General features: G+C 47.3%; 24 protein-coding genes. 8 read left to right on the top strand and 16 right to left on the bottom strand.

Features of this window, described 5'->3' with window-relative positions; genetic code table 11:
• Window position 1 precedes the first annotated feature (1 nt).
• From ccoG to fnr, 16 genes are all read right to left on the bottom strand, one after another.
• Window positions 2-1,438: a cytochrome c oxidase accessory protein CcoG gene (gene ccoG / locus R6242_RS04805; protein ID WP_318424447.1), complete on the bottom strand. Its 1,437-nt coding sequence runs from the start codon at window positions 1,436-1,438 to the stop codon at window positions 2-4.
• 138 nt (window positions 1,439-1,576) lie between these two features.
• Window positions 1,577-2,485 carry a cytochrome-c oxidase, cbb3-type subunit III gene (ccoP, locus tag R6242_RS04800; protein WP_293931053.1) on the bottom strand — a complete coding sequence of 303 codons (909 nt, stop codon included), beginning with the start codon at window positions 2,483-2,485 and terminating at the stop codon, window positions 1,577-1,579.
• Between the two features lie 19 nt (window positions 2,486-2,504).
• Window positions 2,505-2,672: a cbb3-type cytochrome c oxidase subunit 3 gene (locus tag R6242_RS04795; RefSeq protein WP_318424445.1), complete on the bottom strand. Its 168-nt coding sequence runs from the start codon at window positions 2,670-2,672 to the stop codon at window positions 2,505-2,507.
• A gap of 6 nt (window positions 2,673-2,678) precedes the next feature.
• Window positions 2,679-3,293 (bottom strand): cytochrome-c oxidase, cbb3-type subunit II, encoded by a 615-nt coding sequence (gene ccoO / locus R6242_RS04790; protein ID WP_293931058.1) that lies wholly within the window; start codon window positions 3,291-3,293, stop codon window positions 2,679-2,681.
• 29 nt (window positions 3,294-3,322) lie between these two features.
• Window positions 3,323-4,744, bottom strand: coding sequence for a cytochrome-c oxidase, cbb3-type subunit I (ccoN, locus tag R6242_RS04785; protein ID WP_293931051.1), 1,422 nt, complete (start codon window positions 4,742-4,744; stop codon window positions 3,323-3,325).
• 209 nt (window positions 4,745-4,953) lie between these two features.
• Window positions 4,954-5,160 (bottom strand): cbb3-type cytochrome oxidase assembly protein CcoS, encoded by a 207-nt coding sequence (gene ccoS, locus R6242_RS04780; protein ID WP_318424441.1) that lies wholly within the window; start codon window positions 5,158-5,160, stop codon window positions 4,954-4,956.
• On the bottom strand, window positions 5,161-7,569 hold the full coding sequence (locus R6242_RS04775) for a heavy metal translocating P-type ATPase (protein ID WP_318424437.1): 2,409 nt from the start codon (window positions 7,567-7,569) through the stop codon (window positions 5,161-5,163). It abuts the gene before it with no gap.
• A gap of 102 nt (window positions 7,570-7,671) precedes the next feature.
• A complete protein-coding gene (gene ispH, locus R6242_RS04770) occupies window positions 7,672-8,595 on the bottom strand; it encodes a 4-hydroxy-3-methylbut-2-enyl diphosphate reductase (RefSeq protein ID WP_318424435.1) in 924 nt (307 codons plus the stop codon).
• Window positions 8,592-9,086: a signal peptidase II gene (lspA, locus tag R6242_RS04765; RefSeq protein WP_318424433.1), complete on the bottom strand. Its 495-nt coding sequence runs from the start codon at window positions 9,084-9,086 to the stop codon at window positions 8,592-8,594. Before lspA ends, ispH begins: the two co-directional genes overlap by 4 nt.
• Window positions 9,079-11,946: an isoleucine--tRNA ligase gene (gene ileS / locus R6242_RS04760; protein WP_318424428.1), complete on the bottom strand. Its 2,868-nt coding sequence runs from the start codon at window positions 11,944-11,946 to the stop codon at window positions 9,079-9,081. The genes lspA and ileS overlap by 8 nt, the downstream gene beginning before the upstream one ends.
• A gap of 143 nt (window positions 11,947-12,089) precedes the next feature.
• Window positions 12,090-13,040 (bottom strand): bifunctional riboflavin kinase/FAD synthetase, encoded by a 951-nt coding sequence (locus tag R6242_RS04755; RefSeq protein ID WP_318424426.1) that lies wholly within the window; start codon window positions 13,038-13,040, stop codon window positions 12,090-12,092.
• Between the two features lie 147 nt (window positions 13,041-13,187).
• Window positions 13,188-14,147: an MlaD family protein gene (locus R6242_RS04750; RefSeq protein WP_318424423.1), complete on the bottom strand. Its 960-nt coding sequence runs from the start codon at window positions 14,145-14,147 to the stop codon at window positions 13,188-13,190.
• Between the two features lie 30 nt (window positions 14,148-14,177).
• Window positions 14,178-14,732: a hypothetical protein gene (locus R6242_RS04745; protein WP_318424421.1), complete on the bottom strand. Its 555-nt coding sequence runs from the start codon at window positions 14,730-14,732 to the stop codon at window positions 14,178-14,180.
• Entirely contained in the window at window positions 14,729-15,418 is a 690-nt protein-coding gene (locus R6242_RS04740) for an ABC transporter permease (RefSeq protein WP_318424418.1), read from the bottom strand. The genes R6242_RS04745 and R6242_RS04740 overlap by 4 nt, the downstream gene beginning before the upstream one ends.
• Window positions 15,419-15,495: 77 nt before the next feature.
• The gene (locus R6242_RS04735; RefSeq protein ID WP_318424415.1) at window positions 15,496-16,179 is read right to left on the bottom strand and encodes a hypothetical protein; all 684 of its coding nucleotides are present in this window, start codon (window positions 16,177-16,179) and stop codon (window positions 15,496-15,498) included.
• Between the two features lie 12 nt (window positions 16,180-16,191).
• A complete protein-coding gene (gene fnr / locus R6242_RS04730; protein WP_293931031.1) occupies window positions 16,192-16,941 on the bottom strand; it encodes a fumarate/nitrate reduction transcriptional regulator Fnr in 750 nt (249 codons plus the stop codon).
• Window positions 16,942-17,069: 128 nt separating this feature from the next.
• Here fnr and hemN point away from each other — a divergent pair, with 128 nt between their 5' ends.
• From hemN to R6242_RS04690, 8 genes are all read left to right on the top strand, one after another.
• Window positions 17,070-18,476 (top strand): oxygen-independent coproporphyrinogen III oxidase, encoded by a 1,407-nt coding sequence (gene hemN, locus R6242_RS04725; RefSeq protein WP_318424413.1) that lies wholly within the window; start codon window positions 17,070-17,072, stop codon window positions 18,474-18,476.
• 4 nt (window positions 18,477-18,480) lie between these two features.
• Window positions 18,481-19,140, top strand: coding sequence for a sulfite exporter TauE/SafE family protein (locus R6242_RS04720; protein ID WP_318424410.1), 660 nt, complete (start codon window positions 18,481-18,483; stop codon window positions 19,138-19,140).
• Window positions 19,141-19,253: 113 nt separating this feature from the next.
• Entirely contained in the window at window positions 19,254-19,622 is a 369-nt protein-coding gene (locus R6242_RS04715; RefSeq protein ID WP_318424407.1) for a response regulator, read from the top strand.
• Window positions 19,619-20,236 (top strand): chemotaxis protein CheC, encoded by a 618-nt coding sequence (locus tag R6242_RS04710; RefSeq protein ID WP_293931022.1) that lies wholly within the window; start codon window positions 19,619-19,621, stop codon window positions 20,234-20,236. Before R6242_RS04715 ends, R6242_RS04710 begins: the two co-directional genes overlap by 4 nt.
• Complete coding sequence (locus tag R6242_RS04705) at window positions 20,236-21,186, top strand: GGDEF domain-containing protein (RefSeq protein WP_293931021.1); 951 nt, start codon at window positions 20,236-20,238, stop codon at window positions 21,184-21,186. The genes R6242_RS04710 and R6242_RS04705 overlap by 1 nt, the downstream gene beginning before the upstream one ends.
• A gap of 234 nt (window positions 21,187-21,420) precedes the next feature.
• Window positions 21,421-23,343, top strand: coding sequence for a PrkA family serine protein kinase (locus R6242_RS04700; protein WP_293931019.1), 1,923 nt, complete (start codon window positions 21,421-21,423; stop codon window positions 23,341-23,343).
• A gap of 77 nt (window positions 23,344-23,420) precedes the next feature.
• Window positions 23,421-24,698, top strand: a complete 1,278-nt coding sequence (locus tag R6242_RS04695) for a YeaH/YhbH family protein (RefSeq protein ID WP_293931017.1) — start codon at window positions 23,421-23,423, stop codon at window positions 24,696-24,698.
• The gene (locus tag R6242_RS04690) at window positions 24,695-26,233 is read left to right on the top strand and encodes a SpoVR family protein (protein ID WP_318424401.1); all 1,539 of its coding nucleotides are present in this window, start codon (window positions 24,695-24,697) and stop codon (window positions 26,231-26,233) included. The genes R6242_RS04695 and R6242_RS04690 overlap by 4 nt, the downstream gene beginning before the upstream one ends.
• Window positions 26,234-26,272 lie beyond the last annotated feature (39 nt).

The raw sequence follows: 26,272 nt of genomic DNA, 5'->3' as shown, positions 1-26,272 counted from the left end.
TTTAGCGTCCTATAAAACTAGCTTTTTCTGTACTGGTGATGGTTGGGTTATCTGTGGCGGTAATAATAAAGTGGATTTCATGTCCGCCAGCCCCAGCAAGATTTGGTTCAACTTGCACACGAACACCAATATCTTGGCTGGCCGTGGCCTCTACAAAGATCTGACCTGAGCCTTCCACAATGGTTCGTGAATTGGCGATCCCTGTCGCTATAATCGTGTAGCTATGTGCTTTTTCATCGGTATTTTGAATCTGTAAGCGATAACTGTTTTCTAGCCAGCCATCATCTGCTTCCCTCACCATGGCAACACGGTCTCTAGAAATATTGACTTTGATGGGTTTACGCATGACTAAAGAGCTTACGGTAATGCCCATAATAATAAACAGCAGTAAGACATACATCATCACACGGGGGCGGGTGATTTTTTTGATGATGTCTCGCTCAGGGTATTTATGCTCCAGCGCGTTTTCTGTGGTGTAACGAATTAGCCCGCGTGGATATTCCATTTTATCCATGATTTCATCACAGGCATCAATACAGGCGGCGCAACCAATGCACTCGTATTGCAAGCCATCGCGGATATCGATGCCAACGGGGCAAACTTGCACGCATACCGTGCAATCAATGCAATCGCCTAAGCCCGCCGCTTTGTAATCGCTGCCTTTTTTACGGCTACCGCGTGCATCTCCACGCTCGGCATCATAAGAAATAATCAGCGTGTCCGCATCAAACATGGTGCTCTGAAAGCGGGCGTAGGGGCACATATACTTACAAACCTGCTCACGCATCCAACCGGCATTGCCATAGGTGGCAAAACCATAGAAAAACACCCAGAAGGTTTCCCAAGGGCCTAGGCCAAACTGAGTAACTTCGGTCCAGAGCGCGCGAATCGGCGTGAAATAACCCACAAAGGTAAAACCTGTCCACAGCGAGAAGATGATCCATATACTGTGTTTGATGGCTTTTAGGCGTATTTTACGTGCGCTGCTGGGGGCGTTATCCAGCTTGATGCGCGCCATGCGATCGCCTTCTACCCATTTTTCTATCCAAAGAAAAATCTCGGTATAGACGGTTTGTGGACAGGCATAACCACACCACAGCCGCCCTCCGGCAGTGGTCCAAGCAAACAGCCCAATCGCACTAGCAAGTAGTAGGGCAGTAAGATAGATAAAATCTTGCGGCAAGAAAACAAAGCCGTAAATATAGAATGTATGTTCGGTGATGTTGAAGAGCAATGCTTGACGGCCATTCATTTGTAGCCAAGGCATGCCGTAGAAGAAGAGCTGAGTGATCACCACAAACAGAATGCGCCAGCGGTTAAACAAGCCATTTACCCAGCGCGGGTAGATTTTTTTATGTTTGCTATAGAGGTGGATTTCTTCGTATTCGCCATCGTCTTTGATGACTGTGACGGGAATATCTCTTAATTTTTTACTCATTTCTTTACCTGCTCCAGGCAAAATGTTTTGCGTTAGTGGCAACACAAAGCATTTCGATCAAGGAAAAACGGGCGGGATAAACCCGCCCGTTTAAAACATAAAGTGCGGGGGAAACCCCAGCCCACCCCCTATGCTTTCCTACTTTACTTTCTGATTATTGGAAAGGCCATAAACATAGCCAGCCAATAAATGCACTTTGGCATCGCCTAAGAACTCTTTCCATGCTGGCATCACATTGCTGCGACCATTGGTAATCGTTTCAATGATCGTGGCTTCAGAGCCGCCATATAGCCAAGTATTGTCTGTTAGATTTGGCGCGCCTAAGGCTTGATTGCCCTTGCCGTCGGCACCATGACAGGCTACACATGTTTGCTTGAATGTTTCTGCACCACGGCTTGCACGTAGTTCATTGCGTGGCTTACCAGCAATTTGTAATACATAGTTGGCGACGTCTTTTACTTTTTCCTCACCAAATACAGCACCCCAAGCAGGCATTTGCCCATGACGGCCATTTGCAATGGATTCCATGATGTTGTCAGGCGTGCCACCGTATAACCAATCGCCATCCGTCAGGTTTGGAAAACCCTTAGCGCCGCGTGCATCTGCACCGTGACACTGAATGCAGTAAGTCAGAAATAGGCGTTTACCCATGTCTCTGGCTTCTTGATTCTGTGCAACAGCCGCAATCGGCATTTTGGAATACTTATCGTATAGCCCTTGGTATTTAGAATTGGCTTGCACCACTTCTTTGCCATATTGGTTGGTCGATGTCCATTTCCATGCGCCGCCCCAAATGCCAGGGTAGAGCACCAGATAGACCACGCCAAAAACGATGGTCATATAAAACATCATGACCCACCAGCCCGGCAACGGATTGTTGAATTCTTCTAAATCTCCATCCCATTTATGGCCAGTTACATCGGCATTTTCACCTTTTTTGAGCTTAACAACACCTTGGCTCATTAAAAGCAAAGTCATTGCCACAATACCGCCGATCACAATGATCGCGATCCAATAATTCCAAAAGATACTTTGAAAATCTGTCATTTTTTATATCCTCTAGAAATCAGGAGGTCTTGTTTGATGAGGGCAGATCATCATCAAGGAACGGTTGTTGTGCCGCTTCATCAAAAGATGCTTTGCTGTTTTTGCTGCAGGCCCAAATGATGATGCCCACAAAACAAATGAAACTGACTACGGTAGAGAGCACGCGTAGATTATTTAAGATTTCCACGATGAATTACCTCTTGTTCTTGAGCGCAAGACCCAAGCCTTGTAGGTAGAAAATCACAGCTTCCATCTCTGTTTTGCCTTCAGTCGCGGCTACAGAGCCTTTGATATCAGCGTCAGAGTATGGATCGCCAAGTTTACGCAAGGCTGTCATTTTGGCTGGCAGAGCGGCAGAGTCCACCTTGTTTGCCGCTAAGAAGGCAAAAGCAGGCATATTTGACTCTGGCACAACATCGCGCGGATTCATTAAGTGAGCACGATGCCATTCGTCAGAGTAACGCGCACCCACACGGGCTAAATCTGGCCCTGTGCGTTTGGAGCCCCACTGAAATGGACGATCGTAAACGGATTCACCCGCTACCGAGTAATGGCCATAGCGCTCTGTTTCTGCACGGAAAGGGCGAATCATTTGTGAGTGGCAGTTATAGCAACCTTCGCGCACAAAAATATCGCGTCCAGCCAAGGCTAGGGCGGTGTAAGGTTTTACCCCTTCGATAGGCTTGGTGGTGGAGTTGCTAAACATCAGCGGTAAAATTTCTACCAGCATGGCAATGCTTAAGGTCAGTAACGTCAGAATGATTAAGTAGGCGACGTTTTGCTCGACCTTTGCTTGCAGTTGGTTCATAAAGTTTTTCATGATTTATCTCCTCTTGATCAGGCGTGTTGAGCAATGGCCGGAATTTTGGCATCGACAGCTTGGCCAGAAAAAGCGGTACGCAGTACGTTGTAAAGCATCAATATCATGCCCGACAAGAAGCACAAACCACCCAAGAAGCGGATAAAGTAATACGGGTACGATGCTTTAACTGAGTCAATAAAGGCGTAAGTTAAAGTGCCATCAGTATTAACTGCACGCCACATCAAGCCCTGCGTTACACCGGCAATCCACATGGAAGAGATGTAAAGCACCACGCCAATCGTCGCGATCCAGAAGTGGGTATCGATCAATTTCACCGAATACATTTCTTCTTTGTTAAATAGGCGCGGGATCAGGTAGTAAATTGAGCCAATAGTAATCATGGCCACCCAGCCTAAAGCGCCGGAGTGCACGTGACCAATGGTCCAGTCTGTGTAATGCGATAGCGCGTTCACTGTTTTGATGGCCATCATCGGGCCTTCAAAAGTGGACATGCCGTAGAACGACAATGCAGTAACGAGGAATTTCAGGATTGGATCGGTACGCAGCTTATGCCATGCACCTGATAGCGTCATAATCCCGTTAATCATGCCGCCCCAGCTTGGAGCCAGCAGAATCAAGGAAAACACCATACCCAAAGATTGAGTCCAATCTGGCAGCGCGGTGTAATGCAAATGGTGCGGGCCAGCCCACATATAAGTGAACGATAGCGCCCAAAAGTGCACCACGGACAGACGATAGGAGTAAACCGGACGTCCCGCTTGCTTTGGCACAAAATAGTACATCATGCCTAAGAAGCCAGCGGTTAAGAAGAAGCCCACCGCATTATGCCCGTACCACCATTGCACCATCGCATCGACAGCGCCGGAGTAAACCGAGTATGACTTGGTGGCAGACACAGGAATCGCCAAGCCGTTAACGATGTGCAGCAGCGCTACAGCAAGAATAAACGCACCATAAAACCAGTTGGCAACGTAGATATGCTTCACTTTGCGCTTAGCAATCGTGCCAAAGAATACGATCGCGTAAGCCACCCAAATCACGGCGATCAGCCAAGTGATTGGCCATTCTAGCTCGGCGTATTCTTTGCCACGGGTGTAACCCATAGGCAGAGTGATGGCGGCCAGCACAATCACCAGTTGCCAGCCCCAAAAATGGAAGGCTGCCAGCTTGTCGGAGATCAAACGCACATTACAGGTGCGCTGAACCACGTAATAGGATGTTGCAAATAAACCGCTACCACCAAACGCAAAAATAACTGCGTTAGTGTGTAGTGGTCGTAAGCGGCCAAAATGAAAGTAAGGGCCAAAATTAAGTTCTGGCCAGTACATCTGGGCAGCGATGATCACGCCAACCAGCATCCCAACAATCCCCCAAATGACTGTCATGATGGCAAATTGCCGCACCACTTTATAGTTGTATGTACCTTGGTGTTCCATGCGAGCTCCGATTGATCTCCAACAGCTTGGACTTTGAATTTTTGACTTGAAAAATGTACAACCTGTCTGCATTTAACCAGTTGTAAGGAAAAGACTGGTTTTTTGCTGGTTGTGAATATTTCTTATGTAATTATGCTAACTGAACTTTAGCTGCTTCAGTCGGCGGTCTTATTGACGAACATCAATGCCTTTCATCAGATCGCGGCATTTTACACCCCGTCAGACTTAAATTCCTTGTTTTTTCTTTCGTCTGCGGAACTTTTCTCTACGAGCAGGCTGTCATCATCTTGCAAAATCTGCCAGCCAGGCCCCTCCATATCATCAAATTGCCCTCCTTTAAGCGACCACCAAAAAATAATCCCAATTAGAAAAACCAGTAAGACGGAAAGAGGAATTAGCAAATAAAGGCTTTCCATTTAGTTTTTCCCTTTAAGCCGCAAGGCATTGAGCACCACTAACAGTGAGCTGCATGCCATGCCTAAGCTGGCAATCCATGGGGTAATCAGGCCGCAGACGGCTAATGGCAATGCGGCTAAATTATAAACAATGGCCCACACTAAATTTTGACGAATAATGCTACGGGTTTTTTTGGCTAGGGCCAGCGCTTTGGGGAGCCGATCCAGCTGATTATTGAGCAGCACCATATCGCCTGCGGCATGAGCTACATCGACCCCCGCCCCCATTGCCATAGAGACATCGGCTTGCGCTAAAACGGGCGCATCGTTGACGCCATCTCCCAGCATTAATACTCGGCGGCCCTGTTGTTGCAGTGTATTGATGTAAGCCAGCTTATCCCCAGGCGTTGCTCTGCCGACAGCGTTTTCAATATGCATGCTTAAAGCTAAAGCTTGTACGGTAGCGTTGCTATCGCCCGATACAAGGTGCAGGCGTAAGCCGGCAGCCTGCAAGGCGGCTATAGATGCGGCTGCGTCAGAGCGCAAAGTGTCCGCCACAATAAAAGCACCTAGCCATTCTGTTTTGCTTGCTAATGCAATTAAGCTGCCTTCTGCACTACGGATGGATTCGGGCATCAGCATGCTGCATTGCCTGTTTACAAAATTAGGATGGCCAATGTAATACAGCTGGCCATCCACCATTCCACTTAAGCCGCCGCCTGGGTAGGTTTGAATCTCTTGAGCCAAGGGGGCATCTGGCAAAGTAAAAGCGCGGGCTAGGGGGTGGGCGGAGCTGGCTTCTAATGAAGCGGCAATTTGACGGGCTTCATCTTCATTTTTGTGACTAGCGATATATTGCTGAATGCGCGGTTCGCCATGGGTGAGGGTGCCGGTTTTATCTAGCATCACATCGGTGATTTTTGCCAGCGTTTCTAGTGCTGGGCTGTTGCTTATCATGAGTCCTAGCTGGGCTAAATGCCCTGTGGCTGCGGTAAGGGCCACAGGGGTGGCAAGGGCGAGCGCACAGGGGCAGGAAATAACCAGCACCGATACCATAATCGGCAGTGCGTGGATCGGGTCGTGTTGATGCCAGTACAGCCATGCCAAAGCGGCGGTGATTAAAAGTGCGGCAATAAACCAGCCAGACACCTGTTCGGCAAGTAGAGCGAGGCGGGGTTTTTGCGCCAGTGCTTGATCGAGCAAACGCACAATGGCGGCTAGACGGGTGTTTTCACCAATCTGGCTGATTTCGATATGCAGTGGCGCGGCTAAATTAAGTGTGCCCCCCGTAACGTGCATGCTGGGTGTCTTTGGAATGGCAAGGCTTTCGCCGGTCAGTAATGCCTCGCTAACAGCGCCTTCGCCTTGGCGAACAATGCCGTCTACGGGGATTGTTTCGCCTGATTTAACGAGAATTTTGTCCCCTACATTTAGGCTGCTCACGGTGACTTCTATTGTCCCTTGCCCGTCCATTTTGTGTGCAAAGGAGGGGATGAGTTTGACCAGTTGCTCTGTGGCTGCGCCTGCTTTACGCCGCGCCGCCATTTCTAGATAGCGCCCAGCCAGCAGCAAAAATACAAACATGGATACTGAGTCAAAGTAAACCTCCCCATGCCCAGTAAGTAGTGTGTAGCAGCTAGCAATAAAGGCGGCGAGCACCCCAATGGCAACGGGTAAGTCCATGCCGGTGCGACGGCGCTTTAAATCTCGCCAGCTAGAAACATAAAAAGGCACGGCGGAATACAGCACTACCGGCAAAGTAAGGATCAGGCTGGCCCAGTTCATAAGATGCAGCCACTCTGGGGCGATTTCGCCAGCCTTGGACATATAAATAGGCACAGAAAACATCATGACTTGCATCATGGATAAGCCAGCTATCCATAAGCGCAATAAGGCGCTTTTACGTTGTTTTTGCCAACCCGCCTCTTGCTTGGCTTGATCATAAGGCTGGGCGCGATAACCAATGGCGGCAATCGCTTGCAAGATAGTAGAAAGCTGAATTGCGCGCTCATCCCAGCGCACGCGGGCGCGGTGAGTGCTGTAATTGATGCTGGCGGATAATACGCCGGGTAGCTGGCGAATATGGCGCTCATTTAGCCAAATGCAGGCCGCGCAGCTAATGCCTTCCAGAATGAGGGCGGCTTCACGAATATCACTATCGATATTCAGTACAAAGCTGGCTTGCAGGCTGCTGTCGTCATAGAGGCTGAGCTGAGCAAGGATTTCATCTGGCAGGGGCTGGGCTCGGTCTGCTGGACGATCCCGCTGGGTGTAATAGCTCTCTAAGCCGCTTTGAATAATAGTCGTGGCCACGGCTTGGCAGCCTGCGCAGCAGGTGGCTTGCTCTACTTGCTTATACATAACGGGGAAGTGGTCAGATGCCAAAAGTGGCTCGCCACAATGAAAGCAGTTGCTGCGGGGAGAAGTCATAAGCTGAGTTGGCCGAAAGGAGGGCTTGGTACGGTGGCTTAAAGCTGAATCAGCGGGCCGTTTGGCTTAAACGGCCCGCTAGGGTGGCGTTTACATAAACGCTTACACTAAGCCCTTAGGTAGCGAGAAAATCACATTTTCTTCAATGCCATCCATTTGGCGTATCGAGCCTGCACCAAATTTTTCTACTTGGGCAATGACTTGCTGTACCAAAATATCAGGTGCAGAAGCGCCCGCCGTTACGCCGACGTTTGCCTTGCCAATAAACCACTCGGCTTTTAACTCGCTGGCGTTATCCACCATGTAGGAATCAATACCTAGGTTGGCGGCTACTTCACGCAGGCGGTTAGAGTTAGAGCTGTTTGGCGAGCCTACCACCACTACCACATCCACTTCTTTAGCGAGGTGTTTCACGGCGTCTTGGCGATTTTGCGTGGCGTAGCAGATATCGTCTTTCTTAGGGCCAACAATATTAGGGAAGCGGGCCCGAAGGGCTTCAATCACCACTTGTGCATCATCCACCGACAGCGTGGTTTGGGTTACGTAAGCTAGCTTGTCGCTTGCAACTTGCAGGGTAGCTACGTCGCTGGTTTCTTCTACCAAATACATGCCACCTTGGGCTTGGCCCATGGTGCCTTCTACTTCTGGGTGGCCTTTATGGCCGATCATAATGATCTCGAAGCCTTGTTCGCGCAGGCGTTTTACTTCTAGGTGAACTTTGGTGACCAGAGGGCAAGTGGCGTCAAAAATAGTTAAGCCGCGCTCGCTGGCCTCGGCACGTACGGCTTGGGATACGCCGTGAGCAGAGAAAATCAGCGTATTGCCCGCAGGTACATCGGCCAAGTCTTCAACAAAAATGGCCCCTTTTAGTTTGAGATCTTCGATCACAAATTTATTGTGTACCACTTCATGGCGCACATAAATTGGCGCGCCAAATTTTTCGAGTGCTTTTTCAACAATCGCAATGGCACGGTCAACACCCGCACAAAAGCCGCGGGGCGTTGCTAAAACAATTTGCATCTTCATGCCACATTCTCCGATTTAGCTTCGCGCCGGAAAGAATCAATTACCATAAGGACGGCTCCTATGCAAATAGCGGAGTCCGCAATATTAAAGGCTGGGTAGTACCAGCGCTGCTGGTAATGGATCTGAATAAAGTCGATCACATGACCTAACAGCATACGATCAATGGCATTGCCCAGCGCGCCACCCAAAATCAGCGCCAGCGCCAGCGCGTAGCGTGTTTCTGCTTGGTGTTTTTTGAGCAAAAATACAATAAACACCGATACACCCAGCGCCAGCGCCGTAAAGAAATAGCGCTGCCAGCCACCCGCGTCGGCTAAAAAGCTAAACGCTGCGCCAGGGTTGTAGGCCAGCGTGAGGTTAAAAAAGCCAGGGATTAAGGCAAGCTGTTCACCAAATTGGAACATCGCCTCAATCGCATGCTTGCTCGCTTGATCTAGGACTAGCACCAAAAGTGCCAACCCTAGCCAGCGCGCTAGGCCACGGTTAAGCATGAGTACGCGCCTCGCCTGTGGAGTGCAGATTGCTATTGCAACGGCTGCATAGCGTTGGATGATCGCTGTGCGTGCCTACGCTGGCAGTGTAGTGCCAGCAACGCTCACACTTAGCCTCGGCAGAAGCGCTTACGCTGATTTCTGTGGTGTCCCCTGTGTGAAGGCGGGCTTGGGAGGTGATTAGCACAAATTTTAGCTCGTCGCCCAAGGCGGCAAGGGCGGTAAATGTTTCGCCACCGGCGGTGATGTCTACTTCGGCTTGCAGGCTAGAGCCTAGCTTGCCATCGGCGCGTTGCAGCTCAATTTCTTTTTGCGCTGCAGCGCGAACTTCACGCACCAGTACAAAGCGGGCTTCCAGCGTGGCGGCATCCTGCACGCTTGGGATTGCGTGCCATGTGCTAAGAAATACGCTTTCTTCGTTTTTGAGCGCGCTCCATGCTTCATGCGCAGTAAAGGAGAGAATCGGCGCAAGCAAGCGTACCAAAGCTTGGCTGATATGCCACAGCGCAGTTTGTGCTGAGCGGCGGCCTTGGCTATCCGCAGCCATGGTGTAGAGCCGATCTTTGATAATGTCTAAGTAGAAAGAGCCTAAGCCTTCTGAGCAATACGCATGGATTTCTTGCACGGCCAGGTGGAACTCGTACTTATCGTAAAGCGCGGTGATTTTTTGCTGGAATGCAGCCAGCTCAACCAAGGCATAGCGATCCAGCTGCAATAGCTCGTCTGCGGGTAAGACATGGCTTGCATCAAAGTCAGAAATATTGGCCAGTAAGAAGCGCAGCGTATTACGGATACGGCGATAAGAATCGGCGGTACGCTTCAAAATCTCGTCAGAAATGGTCAGCTCACCCGAGTAATCGGTGGAAGCCGCCCATAGGCGCAGCATATCTGCACCCAGCTGATTAATCACCGTTTGCGGCGCAATCACATTACCTTTGGACTTAGACATCTTCATGCCCTTGCCATCCACCACAAAGCCGTGGGTTAGCAATTGCTTGTAAGGTGCACGACCTTCGGTAGCGCAGCCTGTGAGCAAGGATGATTGGAACCAGCCACGGTGTTGGTCTGAGCCTTCCAAGTACAAATCAGCAGGCCAAGTCAGCTCTTCCCTTTGTTTTAGTACCGCGTAATGGGTCGAGCCAGAGTCAAACCATACATCAAGGGTGTCTTTGAGCTTGTCGTAGTAAACCGCATCCTTGCCAAGTAACTCTTCAGCGTCGAGCTTAAACCAGGCTTCAATGCCTTCCTGCTCAATACGCTTGGCCACGATTTCAAGCAGTTCGCCGGAGTTGGGGTGTAGCTCGCCCGTTTCTTTGTGTACAAAGAAAGTCATCGGCACGCCCCAGTTACGCTGGCGCGATACGCACCAGTCTGGGCGATTTTTAATCATGGATTCTAAGCGCGCGCGGCCCCAAGCAGGGAAGAACTCGGTGGAGTCCACTGCGGTATTGGCTTGGGCGCGCAGCGTTTGGCCGTTATTGCCTGCGGTTTCCATGCCAATAAACCATTGGCTGGTGGCGCGGAAAATAATTGGGGTTTTATGACGCCAGCAATGCGGGTAGCTGTGTTCTAGTTTTTTGCTAGCAAACAGCGCGCCGCGTTCCTCTAAAATAGCCAGCACCATTGGGTTGGCTTCCCAAACGCTTTTGCCACCCAGTAGCTCGATATTGCTATAAAAACGGCCATCATTGCCAACAGGATTGTCGGTGGCTAGCTTGTATTTGGTGCCAATTACGTAGTCTTCTAAGCCATGGGCAGGGGCGGTATGCACAAGGCCAGTCCCTGCTTCGGTGGTGACATGGTCGCCGCAGATAATTGGCACAACACGGTCAAGGAATGGGTGTTGTAATTGTAAAAATTCAAGTGCCGAGCCTTTGGCTTGCGCGATCACTTCGGTGGTTTCGATGTCGTAGCGCTTGATGGTCGTCTCGGCTAAATCACGCGCTAAGATCAGCAGGCCTTTTGGCGTAGCGATCAGATCGTAAATAAAATCTGGGTGGACCGATACGGCTTGGTTGGCAGGTAGCGTCCAAGGTGTGGTGGTCCAGATCAGTGCAAAAGCAGGCGTGTCGCCAATGCTTACACCACCGAATGCCTTGGATAGGGCCGCGCTGTCGATAACGCGAAAGCCAACGTCGATCGCTGGTGAGATTTTATCTTCGTATTCCACTTCTGCTTCGGCCAGTGCGGATGCACAGTCTACGCACCAATGCACCGGCTTTTGGCCGCGCAGCAGGTAGCCATTAGCGTGGACTTTACCCAAGGTGCGAACGATATCGGCCTCGGTTTTAAAATCCATAGTCAAATAGGGGTTGTTCCAATCACCTAGTACACCCAAGCGGATAAAGTCAGCCTTTTGGCGCTCAATCTGGGTGGCGGCGTATTCACGGCACAGCTCGCGGGTAAACGCTGCGGGCAGGCGGGTTTCTTTTGGATCTAGTCCATTGGCTTTGCGGTAGTCTTGCACGCGCGCAAAGATATCAGGATTGGCCGCCAGCGCTTGCTTATCAAATTTAACGATTTTTTCGATCTGATGCTCAATCGGCAAGCCGTGACAATCCCAGCCAGGCACATAAGGCGCGTCAAAACCGTCTAAAGTCTTGGCTTTGATAATGATGTCTTTTAAAACTTTATTAACCGCATGGCCAATATGAATGTCGCCGTTAGCGTAAGGTGGGCCATCGTGCAAAATAAATTTAGGGCGGTTTTGCTCTTTGGCTTTGGCCCGAATCGCTTGGTATAGCTTGTTGTCTTGCCAGTCTTTTAAAAAGCCCGGTTCGCGCTTGGCCAAGTCGCCACGCATAGGAAATGGCGTATCAAGTAAGTTAACTGGGTATTTATTGGCTGGTTTGTCTGACATGTTTATCTCTCAATGGTATTTAGTTAAGTGCTTTTAAAAAGGTCTGTAGGCTTGGGGATCACTTAGTTCACAGCAGTCAGGAGAGAAACTTCCCGTTTCAAGATGTTCTCAGTCTGCTCTGTGGTCTCATTTTTTCTCTGTGTCTACAGAACTTTTAGATTTTTCAGCCCAGCCTCGTGATGATCAGCAAACCAGTCGCGGGCATTTTGGCAGTCTTTTTCGATTTGTTTCACTAGGGTGGGCAAATCGATATATTTTTCTTCATCGCGCAATTTATGCAGGAAGTCTACACGTAGATGTTGGCGATAAATCTCGCGTTTAAAATCAAATAAATGCGCTTCTAATTTTGGGTAGGCATCGCCACCATGAATGGTTGGCCTAAAGCCTAGGCTTGCCACGCCTTGATAGGGCTTTTCTAGCCCATGCACTTCAACCACAAAAATGCCAAACAAAGGCGGGCGATTGTGTTTGATTTGAATGTTGGCGGTTGGAAAGCCCAAGGTGCGGCCAATTTTATCGCCATCCACTACGCGGCCCGCAATGGAATAGGGGCGGCCCAAATAGCCAGCGGCTAAATCCATATTTCCCGCTGCCAGCGCATTGCGCACGGCGGTAGAAGAAATACGCGTGCCTTGATCGGCAACGGTGGCCAAGCTACAGGCGCTAAAATCTGGGCTGGCTTGTAGTAGGGCAAAATCACCCGCGCGTTTGGCGCCAAAACAAAAATCGTCGCCCACAATCACATGCCGAGCATTTAAACCTTTTGCGAGGATTTGATCTCTAAAATCCAGCGCACTTAAGGATGAAAATGCACGGTTAAAACGCTGCACTATCACATAGTCAATATGGTGGCTTTTTAATAGCTCTAGCTTCTCGCGCAGGCTGGTGAGGCGAGCGGGGGCCGCATCTGGCGTAAAAAACTCACGCGGGTGCGGCTCAAAAGTGAGCACGCAGGTTTTTAGCCCGTGCTGACGGGCAACCGATTTTAATTCGGACAACATTGCTTCGTGGCCCGCGTGCAAACCATCAAAATTACCGATGGTAATTGCAGTAGGGGGAAGATGCGCGTCGGAAACGCTTCTGAAAACATGCATGCTTAAGCGCTTAGGCGGACTTTACGAAGCCGTAAATTGTAGCGGCTGGCGGACGTTTTGTCAGTTCGCTTGTGAATATGGCTGATATTTTGCTGTTTTTTGCTTGGCAGGCGAGGGGAAACCGGCTGTGTTTATTCAAAATTGGCACTATGGGGGTAGTGTTTCAGGCATGGAGGCGGGTTTGCTCTCGCCGCTAAATGGCCAGTGCTCGTGCATATTGCTAATGGTGGTATTGCCATTACGAATCAGAAGGTCGGAGTCTTGTAATAGCTTGTGTAAGCTTGGCCTGGTTTCTTGGAGTAATAAGCGCATCTCTTGCAGGCTGGCATTTGCATGTTCGCCGGTTTGTTCAAATTTGCTTAGGGTGGTTTGCAGTTTTTGTGTGCTAGCAAAGAGCTGTGTATCGGCACTTTGTGCAAGGTTTTTAAATTCGATCAGCGTGGTGTTGAGGTGGGCTAGGCTGGCGGGCAGTTTTTTCTCTGCTAGCCCTGTGCTGGCAATCAGTAGCTTATCGATTTGCTGACGCGTGCTGCGTAATTCATGCATCAGTTGCTGCGCTTCGCTTAGCGTGTGGTTCAGTTGCCCGTCGGGCGATTTTAAATGTGTTGCCAGACTTTGCATCTCTTCCAATAAAGGGAATAGCCGCTCTTTTAATTGAGGAACAAAATCGCTCATGTTGCTTGCGGGAATAAAAGTAATCATTGCGCCGTCGCTCAAGGGCGGGGTGGTTTTTTTGCTGGCCGTTATTTGAATAAAATGATCACCAAACAGCCCTTCGGCCATCAGGGCGGCATTTGAGTCTGGTTTAATCCAGCGTTGATATTCAGTTTTTATTTTTATTTTTACCTGCACATGTGCGTCTTCTTCTAGCGTGATTTCGGTGACATTGCCGATAGGAAGTCCAGACAGACGGATTGGCATGCCAACAAGCAGCGATTCAGCACTTTGGGTGTAAAAAACAAGGGAATAGCTGGGTTCAAACCAGCCTAGTGTTCGAATCAATATATACAGCAGCAGACCAGCAAGCAGTAGACCACCGCTTATAAATAAGCCGACTTGCCAGCGTTTATCTTGCTGTAAAAAAGTGCTTATTGTGGTGTTGCTCATTGCGTATGATTTATCCATCATTAAACGGATTTAGCTGCTGCTAGGTATTTGTTCTGCCAAAAATATCAAAGCGTCTTGTGTGCTCCAAGCCGCATCATTACTGGGGGCTTCAATATCATCGCTGAATACCCACCAATCGCAGTGTGCCAGCAGGGGTAGGGCGCGCTGATAAAGGTCTCTATCTACTTGTTTTAAGCCTAAAAACCAATCGTGATCAATCAGCAATATCTCTGGGCTTAGCAGTAGAGCCCGTAGTAGCAGCGCGACTCTGGTTTCGGTGTTACTTAAGTTTGCGGGCCTTGCAGCCAAGAGCTTTGCTGCGTTTTGCTCATTAATATTGAGTTGGCTGAGGATGGATTGCAAGTTTGTAAGTATTTCGGTGCTACTTTGGTTGTTCTGCCAAGACGGGATAAGCCAGAGGTTTTCAAGTACATTGATGTTGCTTAATAGCCCCCCACTTAAAGCAAGCAAGCCCCATGGACGTTTTAAGTATTTACGCAGTAAATAGCAGGCCTGATCTAAAGCTAAATTCCGCTCCCCGCTATGTTTGCAAAGGAGTAGCAGGCGCTGGGGAGCGTTGCTCATTTGAGTGAGCTTAATAGTAGGGCTAGCGCGGCATCTAGCGTTAGAATCGCAAGAATACTGAGTAAAACTGCCCGTGAAGAGAGCCTGGCAATCTCTGTACTTGCAGATGCGGCACTTAGGCCAAGTAAACAGGCCGACATGCTGGTGATGACGCCAAATAACAGGCTTTTTCCTAGCCCCGTCACGGCGGTGCTGAGGGAAAGGTGGCTTAAGCTTTGCCTGATTTCTGCAAGCACCCCCGATTGAGGGGTAATCAGCGCGCCACTTAACAGGGCTGCAGCCATAAAGTAGCAAAATAACAGCACGCAGCTTAATCCTGCGGCAATAATGCGCGGCTGGATTAAATACCCCCAAACGGAGATGCCGACCCGCTCTAGGGTGCGTAATTCGCCGTGTACTTTCATGGTGGATAATTCTGTGGCCATGGCCGATGCGCTACGCGCCGTAAAAATGAGCCCCACCATCAGGGGGCCTGCCTCTTGCATGGCGCTGATCATCAGTACATTCATCGCCTTAATACCACTTTGGCCAAAGTTGCCTTGTACCAAGGTAACGACCACCGCGCCAATGGCCGCGCCCGCTAAGCAACTTACGCCAAGAGATTGAACGCCAGAGAAATACAATTGGCGTAGCAGCACGCGATACATGGCCGCTTTAGGCCGTGCTTTGATTAGGGCAGACAACATGCGTGGCAAGATGTAATAAGAGGAAGTGTGAGTATAGAAAAGCAGGCTTATCTTGCTCAGTTAATGTATTTGCGCTATTAAGATTTTTGAAAGAACTGTATCAAAAACTGAGCTAATGCGGCGGCAGGTTCGATATGTGTCGGTAGCTGAAACGGATTAAGTTGAGGGTGAAAAGCGTGGTGGACTCGCCCTTGGCTGAGGGCTAAGTATTGCTGGCAGAGTGGATAGAGGGCTTGCCATTGCGTAGTTTGTAATTCAGCCAGCTTGCTTAAATCAGCCTTGGGTGATGGCTTGCCATTGGGGAAAATGACTTTCCAGCTTTCAATCAGTGGCTGCAGCATGATGTTTTGCAAAAGGGCTAAAAAGCTTGCCGCGCCAGGCCCTCCGGCGTGCAGCCAATTTGCTGATCCTGCGGGAGCAAGGGCATCTAGTAAGGGGGCTGCGTAAGCGAGGGCTGTAGGCTCGCCACTGGCGGCTAGCATCCAGCCCAATTGAGCGGCGCATTGAGGCTCGCCAACTAAGGCAAGGTCAATATGTTGCCATTTTTGTGAATGGGCCCAATGAGCACTGGATAAATAGTGTTCAACGCTCGCATGGCCTGCCGTAAGTAGCAGCCCGTCAGTGGGTAGCGTGGGGATTTGTGACTGCATGCCAATGGGGAGCAGCATAAGCTGCGGCACTGGCACGGTATTTAGCCTAGATTGCAAAGACTCCAAAATGGCCGCAGGGGCCAGAAAGAGGACTGGTCCAGATGGAGTCATAGGCATGGTGGCTTATTGTTGGCAGTTGTTAATTAATTGTTTGAGTGCGGGAGCATCAATGATTTCAATCAAACGGTTTTGTACCTTAATTAAACCATTTTCTTGGAATTTAGATAAGGAGCGGCTCACCGTTTCAAGTTTAAGGCCTAAATAACTGCCGATTTCTTCACGGGTCATACGTAAATGAAAGCTGCTGGCCGAGTAGCCACGGATTGCAAAACGCTGCGACAAATTAAGTAAAAACGCGGCAATACGCTCTTCAGCCTTCATATTGCCAAGTAAAAGCATAACCCCATGATCGCGAACGATTTCGCGGCTCATCAATTTGTAGAAGTGATGTTGTAAGGCGGGAATGCGGCGGCTGAGTTCTTCCATGTCGGTAAAGGGCAGCTCACAGACTTCGCTATCTTCTAAGGCAATGGCATCGCAAGTATGCTGGTCTGCACTCACCGCATCCATACCCATTAATTCGCCCGTCATATGAAACCCAGTGACTTGTTCGCGGCCGTCTTCTGAAATAACGCTGGCTTTAAAAAAGCCCAAGCGAATCGCAAATAGAGAGCGAAAAGGCTCACCCGCACGGTACAGCGCTTCACCCCGTTTGATGGGTTTGGATTGCGTGATCAAGGTGTCCAGTTCATGCATTTCATCAGCAGACAGCCCAATGGGTAGGCATAGTTCCCGCAAGCTACAGTTCACACAGCTTTGGCGAAGATGTTTAAGACTTAGGTCGCGAACTGGAATGTGGGGTGTCGTGTTCATGGGATCATTCAATCTATGTACTCGTTATCACCAGTTGCACGGATTTTGTCGCGACTGTGTTGATATCGATCAAGGTTATGGAAAATGAATATGGGCAAGCTGCACGCATACGTTCATAAGGATGAAACATGTTATTTCAGGATAATGCTACTGTATTACAGTCACTTGATTTTGACCGAGATCTAATTAGTCAGCATAGCGGCAAGGGGCCAAGGTATACATCCTACCCCACTGCGGACCGATTTGTTGCAATGGATGCTCAACGCTATGAGGAGAGTGTTCGTCAGCAACAACCAGGTACTGTGATTAAACCTTTATCTCTGTATTTTCATCTGCCTTTTTGCAATACGATTTGCTACTACTGCGCCTGTAATAAAGTCATTACCAAGGATCAAGGTAAGGCGGATCAATACCTAGATTATCTACTGAAAGAAGTGCAAATGCAGGCGGCATTATTAACGAATCGTGGGCGTGCCTCACAGCTGCATTTTGGGGGGGGGACGCCCACATTTCTGAGTGATGTGCAACTGACCCGTTTAATGGAGGGGATTCGCAGTCATTTTGATTTAAAAGCCGATGGTGAATTCTCCATAGAAATAGACCCACGTAAAGTGAATGCAACCACCGTGGCTTTATTGGGTAAAATTGGTTTTAATCGGATGAGTGTAGGGATTCAAGATTTTAATTTGGCGGTGCAGCAAGCAGTTAATCGAGTGCAATCGGAGGAAGAAACACGCGCGGTGATTGATGCCGCCCGTGCTAATGGTTTTAAATCAGTCAGCATTGATTTGATTTATGGTTTGCCGCATCAAAGCCAAATGACGATGTATCAGACAATAGAAAGGGTGCTCACTCTCCTGCCAGATCGCATCGCGCTATATAGCTACGCCCACTTGCCAGAGCGATTTAAACCCCAGCGGCGCATTGATGCTGGGCAGCTACCCACCGCAGAGGGTAAACTAGATATCTTACAAAGTAGTGTTAAGCAGCTGCTCGCCGCAGGTTATGTTTATATCGGCATGGATCACTTTGCTTTACCTAATGATGCACTAGCGATTGCGCAGCGTCGTGGCGCGTTGCATCGTAATTTTCAGGGGTATTCCACCCATGCAGATTGCGATTTGATGGCTTTTGGGGTATCAGCAATTGGCAAAGTAGGGCGTTGTTATTCGCAAAATGTTAAGGACTTAACGACTTATTACGCTGCATTAGATCAAAATCGCTTACCTGTTGAACGTGGATTAAGCGTAACGCACGATGATTTGCTCCGCGCTGCGGTGATTCAATCATTAATGTGCCAGTTTGAATTGAGTTTCCAACCGTTGGAGCTGTCCTATTTTATTGATTTTAAAAGTTATTTTGCAGAAGAATTAATGCTGCTTTTACCGTATCAAGAGGATGGTTTAATTGCCGTGTTGGATGATTCCATTGTGGTTTCTCCTCGGGGGCGTTTTCTAGTTCGCTCTATTGCGATGATTTTTGATCGTTATTTACGCCATGCGGCACCTGCGGGGCGATATTCAAAGTTGATATAAATAAATGCTTGAGTTTGACCTTTTTGCATTGTTTTTAGCGGGTCTTTTAGGGGGCGGGCATTGTGTTGGGATGTGCGGTGGGGTAGTTACGGCATTTAGCTTACAACTACCTGCAGGGCGACGTTGGCATTACCACCTAGGGTTTAATCTAGGGCGTATTTTGGGCTATTGCCTGATTGGCATGTTGGTGGGCGGGCTAGGCTCCTTGTCTAGCTTGCTTTCCTTGCAAGGCGTTAAAGGTGTCTTGTTTGTTGCTGCAAATTTATTACTGATTTTGCTCGGCGCGTATATGGCAGGATGGTCAATATTGATCCTGTATTTAGAGAAAGCAGGTCGGCCTTTATGGGGTAAAATACAGCCGTATATGCGGCTGTTTTTGCCGGTTAAACGCTGGTCAGATACTTTAATCGTGGGGGCATTATGGGGGTGGCTACCCTGTGGCTTGGTCTATACGGCGTCGCTAAATGCCTTAGCCAGCGCAAGCCCTTGGCATGGTGGTTTAATTATGTTGTCGTTTGGCCTTGGTACGCTACCTAATTTATTGCTGATGTCGGCCTTTATAGAGCCACTGCGCACCTTATTACGGCGCCCCTATTTGCGCTATTTTTTTGGTGGAAGTTTAATTTTTCTTGGCTTTTTTAGGATTTTCCAGTATTTATTTTAACGCGTTGCAGGGCTTCGTTTTTCTCAGCGCCAATCCACGTATAAAAAAATAAAAATAATTTTATATTGCGTTTTTGCAGTTGTTGTTTCTGATTAAAAGGAACTTTTAAAAAGATGCCTATCCCTATTTTGGTTGTTGATGATTCTGCTATGGCCAGAAAAATGCTAATAAAAGCCTTGCCTAAAAATTGGGATGTTGAAATTACACAAGCATGCAATGGTATTGAAGCACTAACAGCGTATCGAGCAGGCAAAGCAGATGTGATGTTTTTAGATTTAACCATGCCGCTACTTGATGGCTATGCGGTACTAGAGGCAATGCAAAAAGAGGGGCTGAATAGCTATGTGGTGGTGGTTTCCGCCGATATTCAGGTCAAGGCTCGTGAACGTGTTCGACAATTGGGGGCTGCGGCCTTTGTTCAAAAACCAGTGAAAGCTTCTGATATTGAGATTATTTTGCGCGAATATGGAATCGCTTTATGAACGAAGAATTGTTTTTGACCGAAGACCAAGCCGATGCGCTGCAAGAAATTACCAATATTGCGATGGGGCGTGCAGGTGCGCAACTTGCCCAAATTTTAGATACCTTTGTTAAATTATCAGTGCCGCGAATCAATATTATTCAAGCCGATTCAATCAGCCACAATATGCTACATATGATAGGCAGCAAAAGTGCCGCCACGGCAATCCGTCAGTCATTTAATGGCTCTTTGTCTGGTGAGGCCATGGTGGTGTACGATCAGCATGGCTGTAGAAATTTAGCTGATTTGATGGGCTACGATGGTGTGATTGATCGTACGGCCGAGCGTGAATTGTTGTTAGATGTGGGCAATGTATTGATTGGCGCTTGTTTAAATGGTGTGGCTGACTTATTAGGCGCATCTTTAGTTTTTTCTGCGCCCACCATTATGGCTGAAAATGTTGAAGTGGATCAGCTGATCAATACTAAACACCTGACTTGGAATTACGCTTTATTGGTGGAAGTACACTTTACTTTAGAAATTAGAGATTTTACTTGCCACTTACTCACCTTGATGCCAGAAGAATCTATTTTACGATTACAGCTAGCTATTGATGCGTTTATGGATAACATCTAATGCAACAAAGATTATGTGATTTTATTGTTAATGAGGTTGGGGTCGGTATTTTTTCGCTGGATCGCGAGTATCGTATTTTGCTCTGGAATCGCTTTATGGCTCAACATAGCGGAATATCTGCAGAGCAAGCGATTGGGGCTAATTTATTTGAATTGTTCCCAGAATTGCCGCAAAAATGGTTAAGCAAAAAGATTGAAAGTGTTTTTGTGCTTAAGAATTTTGCGTTTACTTCTTGGGAACAACGGCCATATTTATTTAAATTTCCCCATAATCGGCCTATTACCGGTGGGATGGATTTTATGCAGCAAAATACCACCTTTATGCCGGTAAGAAATGAGTCGGGAGAGGTGGATGCGGTAACCGTCAATTTATTTGACGTGACCGACAATGCAATTGCCCAAAATCTATTGCAAGAAGCAATGGGTAAATTGGAAGAATATTCCAATCGAGATGGTTTAACGGGAATTTATAATCGCCGCTATTTAGATACGCGCTTTACTCAGGAGCTAGAGCGGATGTCGCGTTATCAGGCGGCATTCTTTACCGTTATTTTGTTTGATTTAGATCGCTTTAAACAAGTCAACGATAACTACGGTCATGTGGCGGGCGATGAAGTGCTTCGCGTGGTGGCATCACGCGTGCTCACCACGCTGCGAGATACCGATATCTTTGGCCGTTACGGTGGCGAAGAGTTTATGTTGTTGTTGCCGCAAACTGATTTAGCAGGGGCGGAAATCGCTGCGGAAAGGATACGTGTGATTTTATGCGATCAACCGGTTCAGTTTGGTGAAACAAAAATTATAATTTCAGCAAGCTTGGGCTTATCTGAATGTCATTCTGGTGCGGCTGAGCCACAAAAAGTAATTGAAGAAGCCGATATGGCCTTGTATTTTTCTAAGCAAAATGGGCGAAATCGCGTCACGGTCTACTCGCCTGAGATAAATAGCTGATTTATCGCCGCAATACTGAGTAAAAAAGAGCCCTGCAGGGCTCTTTTTTTTGCACTCTTTTTATGGATTAGCGCTTGGCAAGTCAAACTTATTAGCAATCTACGCGTAATTTATTGAAATATTCAACTTGAGCTTGTCTATAAAGAAGCAAGTGGCCTGTGCTTGAGCTGCTTGCAAGTGAGGGGCCGCATTCGCTGAGCCACTCGTACGACATACACGGTGAGGAGAGGCGTCATGGATGTCTTCAATAATTTTGCTGCACGTTACGAGCGCACACGCGAAGAAGAAATGTCTCTTAGAGACTATCTAGAGCTATGCAAACATGATCAAGTTGCCTATGCCACGGCGGCGGAGCGTATGTTAATGGCGATTGGTGAGCCAGAGCTTATTGATACTCGGCTTGATTCTAGCTTATCGCGTATTTTTCAAAATAAAGTGATTCGCATCTATCCAGCTTTTCGTGAGTTTTATGGCATGGAAGAGGTGATAGAGCAGGTGGTCGCTTATTTTCGCCATGCCGCGCAAGGTTTAGAGGAAAAGAAACAAATCCTTTATCTGCTTGGCCCAGTTGGCGGGGGTAAAAGCTCGATTGCTGAAAAATTAAAAGAACTGATGGAATGCGTGCCTTTTTATTGTATTAAAGGCTCGCCGGTTAATGAATCGCCATTGGGCCTGTTTAATGCCGATGAAGATGGTGGCCTATTGCAAGAGCAATTTGGCATCGCTAGTCGTTATTTAAAAACCATTCCCAGCCCTTGGGCGGTAAAAAGGTTGCACGAATTCAATGGTGATATTAATCAGTTTAGAGTGGTGAAGCGCCATCCTTCGGTATTACGTCAAGTAGCGATTGCAAAAACAGAGCCAGGGGATGAAAACAATCAAGATATCTCGGCCCTAGTCGGTAAAGTAGATATTCGTAAATTAGAAAAATATGCCCAAGATGATCCTGATGCTTATAGCTATTCGGGCGGCCTATGTTTAGCTAATCAAGGTTTGCTTGAATTTGTGGAAATGTTTAAGGCGCCTATCAAGGTGCTTCATCCATTGTTAACTGCCACGCAAGAGGGCAATTTCAAAGGCACAGAAGGCTTTGGGGCTATTCCATTTGATGGCGTAGTTTTAGCTCACTCAAATGAATCTGAATGGAAACAATTTAAAAATAATAAAAATAATGAGGCGTTTTTAGACCGTATTTATATTGTGAAAGTGCCTTACTGCTTAAGGGTGAGTGAGGAAGTGAAGATTTATGAAAAACTGGTGCTCAATTCCTCTTTGTCTAAAGCACCGTGTGCACCGGGTACTTTAAAAATGATGGCGCAATTTGCGATTCTTTCGCGGCTAAGAGAGCCAGAGAATTCGAGTATTTTCTCTAAAATGCTGGTTTATGATGGTGATAATTTAAAAGACGTAGATCCAAAAGCAAAATCCATCCAAGAATACCGGGATTTTGCTGGGGTAGATGAGGGTATGAATGGCTTGTCTACTCGGTTTGCTTTTAAGATTTTATCTAAAGTATTTAATTTTGATCACGCTGAAGTGGCCGCCAATCCAGTGCATCTTTTATATTTACTGGAACAGCAAGTTGAGCGTGAGCAATTCTCTGCCGAGCTGGAGCAAAAATATATCTCGTATATCAAAGAGTTTATGGCTTTGAAATATGTTGATTTTATCGGCAAGGAAATTCAAACCGCTTATTTAGAAAGCTATTCTGAATATGGGCAAAATATTTTTGATCGCTACGTCACTTTGGCGGATTACTGGATTCAGGATCAAGAATACCGCGATGCGGATACGGGTGAATCTTTTGATCGTACTAGTTTAAACAATGAGTTAGAAAAAATTGAAAAACCAGCCGGCATTTCTAATCCTAAGGACTTTAGAAATGAAATTGTTAATTTTGTGCTTCGAGCGCGCGCCAATAATGGTGGCAATAATCCAGCGTGGACATCTTATGAAAAGCTGCGCTCGGTTATTGAGAAGAAAATGTTCTCTAATACCGAAGAATTGCTGCCCGTTATTTCATTTAATGCGAAGGCCAGTCACGATGATGCCCGTAAACATGAAGACTTTGTGAATAGGATGGTCAGCAAGGGCTACACGCCTAAACAAGTGCGCCTCTTGTGCGAATGGTACTTAAGAGTGCGTAAATCATCGTAATCCAGTGAGCAGAAGAGCTGTGCTTGAGCACTATGCTCAAGCACCTCTTGCGTCTCACGCCTCACTGGAGTTGCAAAATGATTCATATGATTGATCGGCGTTTGAATGGAAAAAATAAGTCGGCGATAAATCGGGAGCGATTTTTACGCCGTTTTAAGGGGCAAATTAAAGAAGCGGTCACTAAGGCGGTGAATGGTCGATCCATTACCGATATTGAGCGCGGCGAGAAAGTCTCTATTCCCGTTAAAGACATTAATGAGCCAGGTTTTGCCCATGCCCAAGGTGGCGTGTGGGAGCGTGTGTTTCCTGGTAATGACCGCTATAGCCGAGGCGATGAAATTGAACGCCCTTCTGGTGGTGATGGTGCGGGAGGAAATGGCGGAGCAGGGAATGGCGGCGATGGTGAGGATGATTTTGTATTTGAATTAAGCAAAGAAGAATTTTTAGAATTCTTTTTTGATGATCTTGAATTACCTAATTTGGTTAAAACCCAATTGAAGCAAAGCATGGTGATGAAGCCGGTGAGGGCGGGTTTCACCTCGGATGGCACGCCTACCAATATTCATGTGCTGCGTAGTTTGCGTGCCGCTTTAGGACGGCGTATTGCGCTATCTGCAGGGCCGCTTGAAGAACTCAATACGGTGCAAGAGCAGTTAGATGAATTGCTGGAAACCCAAGGTGAGCGCTCAAAAGAAGTACAAACGCTGCAGGCGATTATTCGTGAATTAAAAGCCAAGCTGGTATGTATTCCCTATATCGACCCTTTTGATTTGAAATACACCAATCGTATTCGGGTGCCTAAGCCTACTACGCAAGCGGTGATGTTTTGCGTAATGGATGTTTCTGGATCAATGGATGAGGCCAAAAAAGATATCGCTAAGCGCTTCTTTATTTTGCTATATTTATTTTTGGTCCGCGCTTATGAAAAAATAGAAGTAGTGTTTATTCGTCACCATACCCAAGCCACGGAAGTGAATGAGCATGATTTCTTTCATGCTAGGGATACGGGTGGGACGGTGGTTTCATCGGCATTAAAACTCACCAAGAAAATTATTGATGAGCGCTATCCCGATGCAGATTGGAATATCTATGTAGCGCAAGCCAGTGATGGTGATAATTGGGATTCCGATTCGCCACAATGCAGGCAATTGCTGAGTGCAGAAATTATGCCGCTATTGCAATACTACGCTTATGTGGAAATCACCGAAGGAGAGCCGCAAAACTTATGGTTTGAGTACGAAAAAGTGGCCGAGCAGCACGCGCATTTTACGATGCGCCGTATTCGTAACCCTGCTGAAATTTGGCCAATTTTTAAAGAATTATTTAAAAAAGTGAGCGCAAGGAGTGGGGCATGAATACCAATACGCGCCAAAAAAAAGCCAAATCAAAGAAACTGCTCTCTACAGGATCAGAGTGGTCATTTGATTTAATTGATGATTATTATCGAGAAATAGCGCGCATCGCTAAGCAATTCGGTTTGGATACTTATCCTAATCAATTAGAGGTGATTTCTGCTGAACAAATGATGGATGCTTACGCTTCAGTGGGTATGCCGGTGATGTATAACCACTGGAGCTATGGTAAACATTTTTTATCGACGCAAAAATCATATCAGCGCGGTGCAATGGGCTTGGCTTATGAGATTGTGATCAATTCCAGCCCATGTATCGCTTATTTAATGGAAGAAAACACCATGACCATGCAGGCGCTGGTGATTGCGCATGCGGCATTTGGGCATAACTCTTTTTTTAAAGGTAATTATCTCTTTAGAAGCTGGACGGATGCATCGGCTATTATTGATTATTTGGTGTTTGCTAAAAATTATATTGCACAGTGTGAGCAGCGCTATGGCGAGGATAAGGTGGAGGAATTGCTTGATTCCTGCCACGCCTTAATGAATTATGGCGTTGACCGCTATAAACGTCCGCAAAAATTATCGCTATCATTGGAACGAGCCAAGCAATCAGAGCGGGAGAGTTATCAGCAGTCGCAAATTAATGAATTATGGCGAACACTGCCCAAGCGTACGCAGGAGGAGAAGTCTTTTGAAGAAAGTCGTTTTCCATCTGAGCCACAAGAGAATTTGCTGTATTTTATTGAAAAATATGCACCGCTATTAGAGCCTTGGCAAAGAGAGATTGTGCGGATTATTCGCAAAATAGCACAATACTTTTATCCGCAGCGGCAAACCCAGGTCATGAATGAGGGCTGGGCTACTTTTTGGCATTACACGCTATTGAATCAGCTTTACGATGAGGGTTTGGTGGATGATGCCTTTATGTTGGAGTTTTTGCATAGCCATACTAATGTGGTGTTTCAGCAGCCCGTGACAAGTAAGTGGTTTAATGGAATTAATCCTTATGCTTTAGGCTTTGCAATGTTTAGGGATTTACGCCGTATCTGCGAAGAGCCCACAGCAGAAGATGCAGCATGGTTTCCTGATTTAGTAAATACAGATTGGAAAAAAACGCTCGATTTTGCAATGCGAAATTTTAAAGATGAGAGCTTTATTTTGCAGTATCTGTCACCTAAGTTAATTCGGGAATTTAGATTGTTTGCTATTTTGGATGATGATTATTTACCCAAATTAAAAGTCGCTGCAATTCATGATGGGGATGGTTATCGTGAAATAAGACAAAAATTAGCTGAGCAATATAATCTGGCAGGGCGTGAGCCAAATATTCAAGTCTATGAGGCTAATACTCAGGGGGATAGATCATTAACCTTGCGGCACTATCAATATCAACGTCGGCCATTGGGCAATAGCGTACACGAGGTGCTTAAACATATATCACGGCTCTGGGGCTTTTCGGTAAAACTAGATAGTGTGGATGAGAAAGGGCGGGTGTTATTAGGCTATGAGTGTAAATTAGAAAAAAGAGGTGGGTGAGTTGTTGGGTTAGTTATATAGGCGTGGGCAATAAAAAAC

It is taken from the genome of Iodobacter sp. CM08 (assembly GCF_033446605.1).
Lineage (GTDB): Bacteria > Pseudomonadota > Gammaproteobacteria > Burkholderiales > Chitinibacteraceae > Iodobacter.
Note: the sequence above shows the minus strand (reverse complement) of the source record. Positions and strands in the feature narration are given on the sequence as shown.

Coding starts and splice junctions, on each gene's coding strand:
- ccoG (WP_318424447.1), bottom strand. CDS start 1,438: ATGAGTAAAAAATTAAGAGATATTCCCGTCACAGTCATCAAAGACGAT.
- ccoP (WP_293931053.1), bottom strand. CDS start 2,485: ATGACAGATTTTCAAAGTATCTTTTGGAATTATTGGATCGCGATCATT.
- ccoO (WP_293931058.1), bottom strand. CDS start 3,293: ATGAACCAACTGCAAGCAAAGGTCGAGCAAAACGTCGCCTACTTAATC.
- ccoN (WP_293931051.1), bottom strand. CDS start 4,744: ATGGAACACCAAGGTACATACAACTATAAAGTGGTGCGGCAATTTGCC.
- ccoS (WP_318424441.1), bottom strand. CDS start 5,160: ATGGAAAGCCTTTATTTGCTAATTCCTCTTTCCGTCTTACTGGTTTTT.
- R6242_RS04775 (WP_318424437.1), bottom strand. CDS start 7,569: ATGACTTCTCCCCGCAGCAACTGCTTTCATTGTGGCGAGCCACTTTTG.
- ispH (WP_318424435.1), bottom strand. CDS start 8,595: ATGAAGATGCAAATTGTTTTAGCAACGCCCCGCGGCTTTTGTGCGGGT.
- lspA (WP_318424433.1), bottom strand. CDS start 9,086: ATGCTTAACCGTGGCCTAGCGCGCTGGCTAGGGTTGGCACTTTTGGTG.
- ileS (WP_318424428.1), bottom strand. CDS start 11,946: ATGTCAGACAAACCAGCCAATAAATACCCAGTTAACTTACTTGATACG.
- R6242_RS04755 (WP_318424426.1), bottom strand. CDS start 13,040: ATGCATGTTTTCAGAAGCGTTTCCGACGCGCATCTTCCCCCTACTGCA.
- R6242_RS04750 (WP_318424423.1), bottom strand. CDS start 14,147: ATGAGCAACACCACAATAAGCACTTTTTTACAGCAAGATAAACGCTGG.
- R6242_RS04745 (WP_318424421.1), bottom strand. CDS start 14,732: ATGAGCAACGCTCCCCAGCGCCTGCTACTCCTTTGCAAACATAGCGGG.
- R6242_RS04740 (WP_318424418.1), bottom strand. CDS start 15,418: ATGTTGTCTGCCCTAATCAAAGCACGGCCTAAAGCGGCCATGTATCGC.
- R6242_RS04735 (WP_318424415.1), bottom strand. CDS start 16,179: ATGACTCCATCTGGACCAGTCCTCTTTCTGGCCCCTGCGGCCATTTTG.
- fnr (WP_293931031.1), bottom strand. CDS start 16,941: ATGAACACGACACCCCACATTCCAGTTCGCGACCTAAGTCTTAAACAT.
- hemN (WP_318424413.1), top strand. CDS start 17,070: ATGTTATTTCAGGATAATGCTACTGTATTACAGTCACTTGATTTTGAC.
- R6242_RS04720 (WP_318424410.1), top strand. CDS start 18,481: ATGCTTGAGTTTGACCTTTTTGCATTGTTTTTAGCGGGTCTTTTAGGG.
- R6242_RS04715 (WP_318424407.1), top strand. CDS start 19,254: ATGCCTATCCCTATTTTGGTTGTTGATGATTCTGCTATGGCCAGAAAA.
- R6242_RS04710 (WP_293931022.1), top strand. CDS start 19,619: ATGAACGAAGAATTGTTTTTGACCGAAGACCAAGCCGATGCGCTGCAA.
- R6242_RS04705 (WP_293931021.1), top strand. CDS start 20,236: ATGCAACAAAGATTATGTGATTTTATTGTTAATGAGGTTGGGGTCGGT.
- R6242_RS04700 (WP_293931019.1), top strand. CDS start 21,421: ATGGATGTCTTCAATAATTTTGCTGCACGTTACGAGCGCACACGCGAA.
- R6242_RS04695 (WP_293931017.1), top strand. CDS start 23,421: ATGATTCATATGATTGATCGGCGTTTGAATGGAAAAAATAAGTCGGCG.
- R6242_RS04690 (WP_318424401.1), top strand. CDS start 24,695: ATGAATACCAATACGCGCCAAAAAAAAGCCAAATCAAAGAAACTGCTC.